Origin of the sequence: Burkholderia sp. HI2714 (genome assembly GCF_002223085.1) — a bacterium.
GTDB lineage: Bacteria > Pseudomonadota > Gammaproteobacteria > Burkholderiales > Burkholderiaceae > Burkholderia > Burkholderia lata_D.
The window spans coordinates 1-13,273 of record NZ_NKFM01000076.1; the positions used below are offsets into that span (position 1 = coordinate 1).

Below are 13,273 nucleotides of genomic sequence, written 5' to 3' on the forward strand. Positions count from 1 at the left end.
GCGCTGTCGCGCCGAACAGATCGATCACCTGCGCAGCAATGCCTTCACGATTGCGATGCGCGAACAGCGGCGCCATCGTAGCTTCGAGCTGCGCCCACGGCATGCGCGTCGCGAGCACCGCAAGCGGATGGCGCAGGTCGATCATCGAATCAAGGCGGCTTCGGAAGAAATCGTCGGTCATGTCGGCGCGCTCCAGCTCCCAGGTTCTAAATCAGATCGATATTCGTTCTGGGAGTTCGCAGCATATCCGGCTCCCGGCAATCCCTTGCAGGGCTTGGTTCAACTATGTTTTGCATGTCCGACTACGTCGGTTTCGGGCGTTTGCGCGGCGCTCCGGATTTCAGGCTGGCTTTGTATGGCAATGAACGTTCACGAGGCATAGATCAATTGCCCTTTCTACTCGACCTCACGCTGCCGCGCAACCACCCCCTTCCGAACAAAGCCCATATTCTGCTCTTAATAGATAGTACTACTTTATTTTTTCACAAATTTCAGTTTTAATCGAGACAGAACAGTATTCTTTGCGTTTTTGCTCGGGGATATGGGTATGGACTTCGCCACGAAGCTGCAGCGTCCAGACATGTGTGCGCCGCGTTCACGCGCCGGTGGTCGCGGTATCGGATTTGCGCTGGCCACGTTGTCGGCGGCTATTCTGCCTGCGATGTCCGCGCAGGCGCAAACCACGCGCCCCAATGCCGGCCAGTTGCTGCAGCAAACCGCCCCTGCGCCGGTCCCCGTGCAAAGAGAAAACCGAGGGGTTGTCTCGCCTGCGGTGCCTACGCCGCAGGCGTCGGCATCGACGGCGACGATTTCCGTTAAAGCAATTCGCTTTTCCGGAAACGAGCATATCGATGAAGCGAACCTACGTCGCGCGATTCCGCAGATCAGTCAGTTGGAAGGCACGACGGTGGGACTGGCGCAACTCGACGCACTCGCGTTGGCGGTGACGCATTATTATCGGCAGCGCGGCTATTTCGTGGCGGTCGCTTATGTGCCGCGGCAAACGGTGGAAGACGGCACCGTGACGATCGCCGTTCTCGAAGGCAAGCTTGATCAGGTTCGAGTGGAACAGAGCGGCGGCTACGGTCCAGCCTATCTTCATCATTACGAAGTCGAGGCGCTTTGTGGCGAGAGCACGTCCCCTTGCGAGGGCGTAACACTGACGCAGTCTCGTGCTGACCGGGCGATAGGATTGGTATCGGTCCTGCCGGGCGTGGCAAGCGCGTCGGGGACGCTTTCGCCCGGCTCGACCGTTGGCACTTCCGATTTCACGCTGAATGCCGTGCCCGGGCCTAGCGTCACCGGTGCGTTGGGGGTGGACAACTACGGCAACGAATACACCGGGCGCGTTCGCGAAACGGGCGGGCTGCGTTGGAATAATCCGCTCGGTATCGGCGATCTCTTCACCGCCGACATGACCCTGTCCGATGGCGGCTGGCTCGATCGCTCGCTGGGGCGTGGTGCGTTGAATGGCGTGATCGATTACAGCCTGCCGATCGGTTACGACGGTTGGCGTATCGGAGCCAACTACACGCATTTGCGCTATCGGCTTGGCTCGCCGTTCGACGCCGTCGACGCCCATGGTGTCAGCAATGAAGTCAACGCCTACGCGGCGTACCCGCTAGTGTTGTCGCCGAACGCGCATCTATGGGGGCGGGTCAGGTTTGGTGTCAAGCAACTGTCAGACAGCGTGCTGGAAGAGAACTACCATACGCGCGATATGAGCGTAACGCTCAGCTTGAATGGCGATGTCATCGATACGTTTGCGGGTGGCGGCCTGACCCAGTATGCGGCGTCGTTCACACGTGGCCTGATTACCCACGGCGACGGTGCGCGCCCCATCGATACACCGAACGCGGATGCCCATTTCAATAAGCTCAATATGAGCGTTTCGCGCGACCAGACCCTGGGGTATCTGTCGAATAACGCGCAGCGTATCAGTCTGTACGGTTCGTTGCAGGGGCAATTGAGCAATACCAATCTCAACTCCGTCGAAGGCCTCACCTTGGGCGGCCCAACCGGCGTGCGCGGTTATCCGGTCGGTGAAGCTTCTGGCGATGAGGGTGCGATTACCACGCTGGAACTTCGCGATTCGTTCGCGGTGGCCGCTTTGGGTGGCGACAACGTGACGCTCTCGCTATTTCGCGACGACGGCTGGTTGAAGGTGAACCATACCGCGTGGCCAGGCTACCAAGGGCCGCTGCGGCGCCATCTGGGTAGCACCGGCGTGGGGGCGGAGCTGCTTCACCAGAATCGCTACCTCTTCAAGGTGATGTGGGCGATGCGCGATCGCGGCGGTGAGCTCGATACCGCCACGCACGACCAGCGCAGCTGGCTGTGGCTGCAGGCACAAATCTTCTTTTGAATCCCACGTCTTCGACGCAATCGCAGCGGGAGAGCGTCTCATGAATGCCAAACTGTACCGCCTCGTCTATAACAAGCGCCTGCATTGTGTGGTCGTTGCACCTGAGTTCGCGCACAGCCGCACGAATGGTGGTGCGACAGGTGCCTCGTCGAATCGGAGCTCGGCCTCGTCGCATCGCCTGCCGACCCGGCGTCCGTTGGCCATGTTTGCGACCTTGCTCCTGAGTGGCACATTGCATGCGCAAAGCTTGCCAACCGGCGGCAACATCGTGGGCGGTCAGGGCCATATTGGCACGGCCGGCAACACGATGACCGTGCAGCAAAACAGTCCGCGGGTGGCAATCAACTGGGACAGCTTCAATATCGGTGCTGGCAATACGGTGGTATTCAATCAACCGTCCAGTAGCGCGGTGGCATTGAACAATGTGCTGGGCAACAACCCATCGCAGATCTACGGCAATCTGCGATCGAACGGCCAGGTGTTTCTGGTCAATCCGAACGGTATCTTGTTCGGTAAGACGGCGCAGGTGAACGTTGGTGGCTTGCTTGCCAGCACCATGCGGATCAACACCTCCGCCTTCATGCAGGGCAACGGTACCTATGTCTTGAACGCTGGCAATACGTCGGGCCAGGTAATCAACCAAGGGCAGTTGAGAGCGACTAACGGCGGCTTCGTGGTACTGGCCGGCCAGCAGGTGATCAATCAAGGCACGATCGACGCAGCCACCGGCACGGTGGCGTTGGCATCGGGCAAAAGCGTCACCTTGAAGCTGGACAACAGCGGGCAACTGAGTGTGAACGTCACGGCGGCCACGCTGGGGGCTTTGATCCAGAACCAGGGGCTGATCGAGGCGGACGGCGGACAGGTGCTACTGACGGCGCGCGGCCTGGAGATGCTGCAAACCAGCGTGATGAATCTCAGCGGCATCGTCCAGGCCAACTCGGTCGGCACGAAGAACGGCCATATCGTGATCGATGGCGGCAATGCCGCACTCGGTGACAGTGGCATGGTCTCGGTAGCCAATGCCACTGTCCGTGCAGTGGGCGCCAACACGGGCGAGCAGGGTGGTACGGTGACGATCACCGGCCCCTACGTCGGCATACAAGGCAGCACCGTCAATATGAGCGGCGACGCCGGCGGCGGCACTGCATTGATTGGCGGCGGTGCGCATGGCCAGGGTTCGCTGACGCACGCGCAGATGACCTATGTGGACGCCGGCAGCACGATCGACGCGTCGGCCACGGGGCATGGCAATGGCGGCACGGTAGTGCTGTGGTCGGATGAGGAAACCGATTTCGCGGGTTCCATCCTGGGCCGCGGCGGCATGCTCGGCGGCAATGGCGGCTGGGTGGAAACATCCAGCGAGGGCAATCTGCATTTTCGCGGAAACGTGACCACCGTCGCACCGCGCGGTGTGCAGGGCACCCTGCTGCTGGACCCCTACAACATCGTTATCGGCAACGGCAGTTCCAATCCCACGCCGGTGAACTGGGCGGGCGTGTCGTGCTCCACCGACGTCACCTCCAACATCACCATCGGCATGGCCGACCTGTCGGCGCAGTTGAATTCGACCTCCATCCAGTTGGTGGCCAAAAACAACATTACGGATCAGGCCGGTGTTTCCGTAACGGGCACGACCGGCGCGCTGATCTTCCAGGCCGGCAATGCGTCGCTGACCGGCTCGTATAACGTGGCTGGCGGTCTGGTGTTCAACGTCACGGGCACGGCGCTCGTTTCCGGTGCGATCTCGGGAAGCGGCGGCCTGACCCAGGCGGGTGCGGGCACGACGATTCTCGCGGCCAACAATACGTACAGCGGCCTCACCGCCATCAACGCGGGCACGCTGCAGGTGGGCAATGGCGGAACGACCGGCAGCCTGGGCACGGGCGCCGTCACCGACAGCGCCAATCTCGTGTTCAACGTCAGCGGCACCACTACCGTTAGCGGATTGATCAGCGGCACGGGCAGCCTGACCCAGGCGGGAACGGGCACCGCAATCCTTGCGTCGAACAACACCTATAGCGGTGTTACCACCATCAGCGCAGGCACGCTGCAGGTGGGTAACGGTGGTGCGGCAGGCAAGTTGGGCACCGGTACGGTGACCGATAACGGGGCATTGGTGTTCAACGTCAGCTCCCCCGCGACGGTTGGCACGTTGATTACCGGCACGGGCAGCCTGACCCAAATGGGCTCGGGCGCGCTGATCCTGACGTCCAACAACACGTATAGCGGCGGCACCACGATCAATGCAGGCACGACGCTGCAGGTGGGCAACGGCGGCGCGACGGGCAACCTGGGGACTGGCGCGGTCACCGACAACGGCAACCTGACGTTCAACACCACCGGCACGACGACGATCACGCCGGTGATCAGCGGCACCGGCAACCTGAGCCAGGTGGGCACGGGCACCACCGTGCTGACCGGCAACAACACCTACGGCGGCAGCACCACGATCAGTGCGGGTACGCTGCAGGTGGGCAATGGCGGAACGACCGGCAGCCTGGGCACGGCGGCTACCGTCACCGACAATGCCAACTTGACCTACAACCTCGGCGGCACGACCACGATCAATTCGGTGATTGCGGGCACGGGCAACCTGACGAAGGCAGGGGCGGGCACCGTCATCCTCGCCGCGAACAACACCTACGGTGGCACCACCACCATCAGCGCGGGCACGCTGCAGGTGGGCAATGGCGGAACGACCGGCAGCCTGGGCGCAGGCAATGTGGTCGACAACGCCGCGCTGGCGTTCAACCTCGGCAGCCCCACGACGATCGCCAATGTGATCTCTGGCGGAGGCAGCCTGACCCAGGCGGGCGCGGGTACGGTCGTCCTGACGGGCAACAATACGTACAGCGGCGGCACCGCGATCAACGCGGGCACCACGCTGCAAGTAGGCAACGGCAGCACAACGGGCAACCTTGGCTCGGGCGCCGTCACCGACAACGGCAACCTGATCGTCAACACGACCGGCACGACGACGATCACGCCGGTGATCGGCGGCAGCGGCAACCTGAGCCAGGTGGGCACGGGCACCACCGTGCTGACGGCCAACAACACCTATGCCGGCAGCACAACGATCAGCGCGGGCACGCTGCAGATCGGCAACGGCGGCGCGACGGGCAGCCTGGGCACGGCGGCCACCGTCACCGACAACGCCAATCTCACGTTCAACCTCAATGCCGTGACGACCGTGAACGCGACGATTGCGGGCACCGGCAATCTGACGCAGGCCGGTAGCGGCACTACCGTCCTGGCCGCCAACAACACGTATAGCGGCACCACCAACGTCACTGCCGGCACGCTGCAGGTCGGCAACGGTACCACCGCGGGCAGCCTGGGTACGGGCAATATCACCGACAACGCGAACCTGACGTTCAACCTGTCGGGCAACACGACGATAGCCGGTGCGCTCAGCGGCACCGGCAAGCTGCAGAACGCGTTTCTGGGTACCGTCCAGACCTTGTCGAACGTGGCCGGCTTCACCGGCACGTATGGGGTGCTGGCTGACGAGAACAGCGCGTCGACCGCGACGTTCAATGTGCCCACCAACTCGAATCTGTCCAAGAACACGGTGAACGTGGTGCTGTCCGGTAGCGCGAACGCGAATACGGCGTTCACGCCGTTCCCGGTCTTCAATCCGCAGAACACGGCCTACGTGGGCACGCCCACGATGCAGATCGACGGCTATACGGTGACTAATGCCACCGCGGCGCTCGGCGGCACGCTGAGCTCGACCGGCACCAACATCACGCTGGGTGGCGGTTATCTGTGGCAACTGTTCAATGGGACCACGGTAACCAACTTCACCGCGCTGACGAGCAGCAGCAATTTCACGCTGAGTGGTAATTCATGGATTGCCGTGGCGCCGGGACTGACCGTGACGGAAAGCGGCGTGCTGAGCGGCACCCCCACTCAGCTCACCGTCCAATGGCCCGCCAACAACGGGCCGGTGTGCAACATCGGATGCGCCGCGCCGACCGTGATCCTGTCGGGCAACAACACCTATACCGCCAGCGGTTACACCTATGTCGGCTACGCCACGTTGCAGATCGGCAATGGCGGTGCGTCGGGCAGCATAGGCAGCGGCAATGTGAATCTGGGCTATGCCAATTCCACGCTGGCCTTCAACACCAGCGGCGCGACCACGGTCAACGGATCCATCGTGGGGGTCGGCAGCCTGACCCAGCAAGGCACCGGCACCGCCATCCTGGCCGGCAACAATACCTACAGCGGCAATACCACGATCGCGGCGGGCACGCTGCAAGTAGGTAATGGCGGCAGCAATGGCAGCCTGGGCACGGCGGCCACCATCACCGACAACGGCACGCTGACGTACAACCTTAGCAGCAACGCGACGGTCAGCGCGACCATCACCGGCACCGGCAACCTGACGCAGGCAGGTACCGGCACCACCATCCTGGCCGCCAACAACACCTACAGCGGTACCACCACCATCACGGCGGGCACGCTGCAAGTAGGTAACGGCGGCGCCGCCGGCAGCCTAGGTACGGGTGCCATCGCCGACAGCGGCACGCTGGTCTACAACCTGTCGCGTAGCACGACCGTCGCCAACCCGCTCACCGGCAGCGGCACGGTGGAAAACGCGTATCTGGGAACGACGCAGACCCTGAGCAACGTGACCGGCTTCACCGGCACCTATGCCGTGAGCACGAACGAGGTGAACGCCGCCGTGGCCGGCCTTAGCCTGCCCACCGGGACGAATCTGTCCGGGAACACGTTCGATACCATCATCACGGCGACCAATCCCAATAGCTCGTTTACGCCCTACAAGGTCTTCAATAGCACCTACACGGGCACGCCCACGCTGGAAATCAACGGTTTGGTGGTGAGCAACGCCACCATGGCCGTCGGCGGCACGCTGACCTCGTACAACACCAATATCACGCTCGGCGGCGGCTATCTGTGGAGCCTGTTCGACGGCACCACGACCACCGGCTTCAACACGCTGACGGACGCCAACAGCTATGTGCTGGGCGGCAATTCGAACATCACCGTGGCGCCGGGCTTGACGGTGACGCAGAGCGGCGCGCTCAGCGGCAGCGGCAACCTGACGGTTCAACAATCGTGCGGCGTGTCGCTATGCAACGCGAGCACCGTCATCTTCACCGCCAACAATACGTATACCGGCAACACCACGGTCAGCAATGGCACGGTGCAGGTCGGCAGCGGCGGCACGACGGGCAGCCTCGGTACCGGCAACATCGTCGATAACGGCAATCTCACCTATAACCTCAGCGGTACCGCCACGGTCGGCGGCGCGATCAGCGGCACGGGCAATCTGTCCCAGGTGGGCACGGGTACCACCGTTCTTGCCGCCAACAACAACTACAGCGGCACCACCAACATCAGCGCCGGCACGCTGCAGGTGGGCAATGGCGGCACGACCGGCAGCCTGGGTACGGGCAATGTCACCGACACGGCCAACCTGACCTTCAACACGTCGGGCAACACCACGGTCGTTGGTTGTCTCAGCGGCAACGGCACGCTGACGCAGAACGGCACGGGCGTGGTGGATATCGGTGGCGGCAATACCGCCATCAATAACAGCTTCAACGGCACTGTCACGGTCAACGCCGGCACGCTGATCGGCGACGGCGGCAGCACGGTATACGGCGCACTGGGCAATGGCACGACCATCACCGTCAACAACGGTGGCACGCTCATGGCCGGTGCCAACAACGATGGGCTGATCGGTACGGCACAGAGCGCCACGATCATTCTCAACAGCGGCTCGGTACTGACCACCAGCAGCAACAGCACCCACGACACGCTGGGACGGTTGACGCTGAATGGGGGAACGCTCGCGAACCCGGGGCCGGTGACGGGAGGCGCCGCGGCCTTCGGCGCCTGGTATCTCACCCAGAACGTCGCGGTCACCGCGAACTCGACGATCTCGGCGGCGGGCGTCACCCTGGATCAGTCGGGCGGTACGAACTTCAATATCGCCGCCGGCGTCCAGCTGCTGGTCAACGGAACGCTGATCTCGGGAACAAGCTCCCCGAATACCGGCATGAACCTGACCGGCCCCGGCACCATGGTGCTGACCGGCAACAACAATTACAGCGGCACCACCCAGATGAGCAATGGCACGCTGCAAGTGGGCAATGGCGGCACCACCGGCACGCTCGGCACCGGCGCGGTGGTCGATAACGCGAACCTGATCTTCAATCTCAGCGGCACCACCACGGCCCCGGGTGTCATCAGCGGCACAGGCAACCTGACCCAGGTGGGCACGGGCACGACGATCCTCGCGGCCAACAACACCTACACCGGCACGACGACGATCGGCAGCGGCACGTTGCAGGTGGGCAATGGCGGCACGGCTGGCAGCCTGGGCACGGGCTCCGTCACAGACAACGCCAACCTGACGTTCAACACCACCAGCACGACGACGGTCAACGGTTCGATCAGCGGCACCGGCAACCTGACGCAAGCGGGCACGGGCACCACCGTGCTGGCGGCCAACAATACCTACGGCGGCAGCACCACGATCAGCGCGGGCACGTTGCAGGTAGGCAACGGTGGCGTCGCGGGCAGCCTGGGTACGGCGACCACCGTGACCGACAACGGTAACCTGGCGTTCAATACCAGCGGCACGGCCCTCGTCAACGCATCCATCGCCGGCACCGGCAACCTGATCCAGAAGGGCACCGGCACGACTGTTCTGGCGGCCAACAACACGTATGGCGGCACGACCACCGTCACGGCGGGTACGCTGCAGATCGGCAATGGCGGCACCACGGGCAGCCTGGGTACGGGTAGTGTGGCCGACGCGGCCAACCTGACCTTCGACCGGTCGGACAACACGACGATCGCCAATGCCATCAGCGGTAGCGGCACGTTGGAAAACGTGTATCTGGGCACCACGCAGAACCTGACGAACGTGGCCGGCTTCACCGGCACCTATGCCGCGCTGGCGGACGAAATCGCCGGTACCACCGCCACATTCAACATACCCACCGGCACCAATCTGGCGGGCAATACGTTCGATGTGATCGTCACGAAGACGAATCCCAACACATCGTTCACGCCGTTCCCGGTCTTCAATACCCAGAACGCTTCATACGCGGGCACGCCCACGCTGCAAATCAATGGCGTGGTGGTCGCCAATGCCACGGCCGCGGTGGGCGGCGAGCTGACCTCCTACAACACCAACATCACCTTGGGCGGTGGTTATCTGTGGAGCTTGAACAACGGCACCACGACGACTTACTACACCACCACCCTGGGCAACACCACGACGGCATTGACCGGCAATGGCACCATCACCGTCGCGCCGGGTTTGACGGTGACGGAAGCCGGCTTGCTCAGCGGCAGCGGCAACCTGACGATCGTGCAATGCGGCTTCACGCAGTGCAACCCGAGCACGACGATACTCACCGCCAACAACACGTATACCGGCACCACCAACATCACCAACGGCACGCTGCAGATTGGCAATGGCGGCGCGTCGGGCAGCCTGGGCACCGGTAATGTCATCGACAGCGGCAATCTCACGTTCAACGTCAGCGGCACTACCACGGTGGCCGGTTCGATCAGCGGCACGGGCAATCTGACCCAGGCGGGCACCGGCACCACCGTGCTCGCCGCCAACAACAGCTATAGCGGCAATACCACGATCAGTGCAGGAACCTTGCAGGTGGGCAACGGCGGCATCACGGGCAGCCTGGGCACTGCAAGCAACATCACCGACAACGCCGACCTGGTGTTCAACCTCAGCGGCAGCACCACGGTCGGCGCGGTGATCGGTGGCACGGGCAACCTGACCCAGGCGGGCACGGGCACGACCATCCTGACCGGCAACAACACCTATGCCGGTACCACCGCCATCACGGCGGGCACGCTGCAGGTGGGCAACAACGGGACGAGCGGCGCCTTGGGCACCGGCGCGGTGACCGACAACAGCAACTTGCTGATCAATCGATCGGACGCCGCACTCAATCTCAGCACGGTGGCGTCGAATGCCGCCGGCATTACCGGTACGGGCAACTTCACCGCCAACGTCGTCGGCAACTTCACGATCGATCGGTCGATCAACCTCGGTGGCAATGTGGCGGTGACCGGCGGTGCCGGTACCAACGGTTCGGCCGGCGGCGTTGCGGGCGGAGCGGGCGGATCCATCATCGAGAGCGCGGGCGTCATCATCTCTGCGGCCAACGTGACGCTCACGGGCGGAGCAGGAGGCGTGGGCGGAACGCAGCCCAGTCAGACGACGGCGTCCAATATCGTCGGTGGAGCGGGCGGTGCGGGTGGCGCTGTGCTGGCGTACGGATCCATCGTCGCCACGGGAACCACCGCGCTTACCGGTGGTGCAGGCGGCGGTGGCGGCGGCGGTAGAGGCGGTACCTGCGGCGGTTGCTCCAACATGATCTCAGGTAGCGCGGGCGGTGCAGGTGGCGCCGGTGGAGGCGTGCTCGTGGCGGGCCCCATCAATGCAGGTGCCGGCGGCATCGCACTCAATGGCGGCGCCGGCGGCGGCGGCGGCGGTGGTGGTGGTGGCGGCACGGGTTATCACAATGGCTCCACCCCCCCTAGCAGCGGTGGTGCGGGCGGTGCCGGCGGCAACGTCACGGTCAACAGCCAGAACCTGGTGACGACCGGGGCGATCGCCGTTGCCACCGGCAACGGTGGTGGTGGCGGCGGCGCCGGCGGCGGATCGTACGGCTACGTCGGCGGCAATGGTTTGTCGGGAACGGCAGGAACGACCGGCGGCGCCGGTGGAGCAGGCGGGCGTGGTCCTAATTCCAGCGGTGGCGCGGGCGGCGCGGCCGGCGTGGCCGGTGGTGCCGGCAGCACTGGCTTCAACGGCAACAACACGGCGAGCGCCAACCCGGGTGGTGCTGGTGGCAGTGCCAGTGCTCTGGTCTTCAATACCGGCACGAGCACCCTGACGGGCACGAACCTGAGCGTGAGCGGCAACAGTGGCGTGGTGCTCAATGCGGGCAGCACCGCCGTCATCAACGTGACCGGCTCGCCGAACCTTTCGAACAACATCAGCGGTTCTGGCAACCTCACGCAGGTGGGTCCGGGTACGTTGACGCTGTCGGGCGCGAGCAACTACACGGGCACGACGACCGTCAACAACGGCGCGATCAATATCAGCGGCTCGTTGAATGTCGGCAGCGGAACAGCCCAGGTCGTGATGGCCGACGGCACCAGCTTCGCCGCGGCCAACATCTCCGCCAACCTCACGAACATCTCCGGCAGCGGCAACATCACGTTGGCGGGCGTGAAGGCCAATGGTTCGGTCACCGCGAACACTACCGGCAATCTCACCTTGAGCGCCAATCTCTCCAGCGGCGGCAACGTCACGCTGGTGGCCGGTTCCCAAGGTGCATCCGGACTTCCCTACGGTACGGATACGGCCGGCGACGTGCTGACCACCAACGGCGCGCAGATCATTCTGCCCAACGCGAGCACATTCACGGCCTACACCGGTAACGACAACGTCGCGCAGTTGACTACCGCCGTGGTCGGCGCCACGGGCGCTACCGATTACCTAGCCTACAACGCGAATCTCGGCAATGTTACCAACGTGACGGCAGGCACGCGCAATTTCGATGTGCGCACGCAGCCCAATCTTTCGGGCGTCTTCACGGCCAGCAAGACCTATGACGGCAGCAACAACGCCTTGAGCGTGCTGAACATCGGTTCGTCGAGCGTGCTGGGCTCCATCGGTGGGGCCGGTGGTTGCACCTCCGTGGCGATCAACACCAGCAGCCTCAACATCACCAGCGCGGTGTTCAACACCAGTCATGCGGGCAACAACCTTACCGTGACCGTGCAGGCCGGATCGCTGAACCTGAATGCGAGCTTCAGCGGCAAATCGTGGAATGTCTCCATGGCGAACCCGATCATCGGCAATCCCAATGGCGGCGGCTCCATCGTGCCGAAGGCGGTGACGGTGACGGCGTCGACGGATACCAAGGTGTATGACGGCACCACGACGAGCAACGCGGCGGTGACCAACATCACGGGAGTGCTCGCGGGCGACAATCTGACCGGCCTGTTCCAGTCGTACAACAGTTCGCACGTGCTGGGCGCCAACGGCTCGCTGCTGGCAGTGAATGGCAGCGGAGTGGGCGTGAGCGGCAACCATAGCAGCCTGCTGAGCGACTACACGATCAGCTACGTCAACACGGCGGGCACCATCACGCCGAAGGCGGTGACGGTGACGGCGAGCTCGGACACCAAGGTGTTCGACGGCACCACGGCGAGCAACGTAGCCGTGACCAACGTCACCGGGCTGGTGAGCGGCGACAGCCTGACGGGCCTGACGCAGTCGTACAACAATTCGCACGTGCTGGGCACCAACGGTTCCACGCTGCTGGTCAACAACAGCAGTGTCGGTGTGACCGGCAGCGTCGGCAGCGTGCTTGGCGACTACGCGATCAGCTATGTCAACAACACGGGCACGATCACGCCGGCCTCGGTGACGGTGACGGCGAGCTCGGACACCAAGGTGTTCGATGGCACCACGGCAAGCAGCGTAGCCGTGACCAACGTCACCGGGCTGGTGGGCGGCGACAGCCTGACGGGCCTCACGCAGTCGTACAACAACTCGCACGTGCTGGGCGCCAACGGTTCCACCTTGCTGGTCAACAGCGGTGGCGTGGGCCTGAGCAGCGGCAATGGCGACACGCTCAACGACTACGCGATCAGCTATGTCAACAACACGGGCACGATCACGCCGGCCTCGGTGACGGTGACGGCGAGCTCGGACACCAAGGTGTTCGACGGCACCACGGCGAGCAATGTAGCCGTGACCAACGTCACCGGGCTGGTGGGCGGCGACAGCCTGACGGGCCTGACGCAGTCGTACAACAACTCGCACGTGCTGGGCGCCAACGGTTCCACCTTGCTGGTCAACAGCAGTGGCGTGGG

2 protein-coding genes and 1 pseudogene are annotated in these 13,273 nt (G+C 63.7%); 2 read left to right on the forward strand and 1 reads right to left on the reverse strand.

Going from position 1 to position 13,273, the window contains the following annotated elements:
* A pseudogene (locus tag CFB82_RS40090) lies at positions 1-181 on the reverse strand (IS5/IS1182 family transposase); the annotation flags it as partial.
* Between the two features lie 366 nt (positions 182-547).
* Here CFB82_RS40090 and CFB82_RS40095 point away from each other — a divergent pair.
* Together CFB82_RS40095 and CFB82_RS43610 are read left to right on the forward strand one after the other, a co-directional pair.
* The gene (locus CFB82_RS40095) at positions 548-2,365 is read left to right on the forward strand and encodes a ShlB/FhaC/HecB family hemolysin secretion/activation protein (RefSeq protein ID WP_179255525.1); all 1,818 of its coding nucleotides are present in this window, start codon (positions 548-550) and stop codon (positions 2,363-2,365) included.
* 40 nt (positions 2,366-2,405) lie between these two features.
* The coding region (locus CFB82_RS43610) for an autotransporter-associated beta strand repeat-containing protein (RefSeq protein ID WP_179255526.1) at positions 2,406-13,273 on the forward strand (10,868 nt) is incomplete at its 3' end.

Bases quoted from the DNA above. Each gene is read 5' to 3' on its own strand.
- CFB82_RS40095 (WP_179255525.1), top strand. From the start codon at position 548: ATGGACTTCGCCACGAAGCTGCAGCGTCCAGACATGTGTGCGCCGCGT.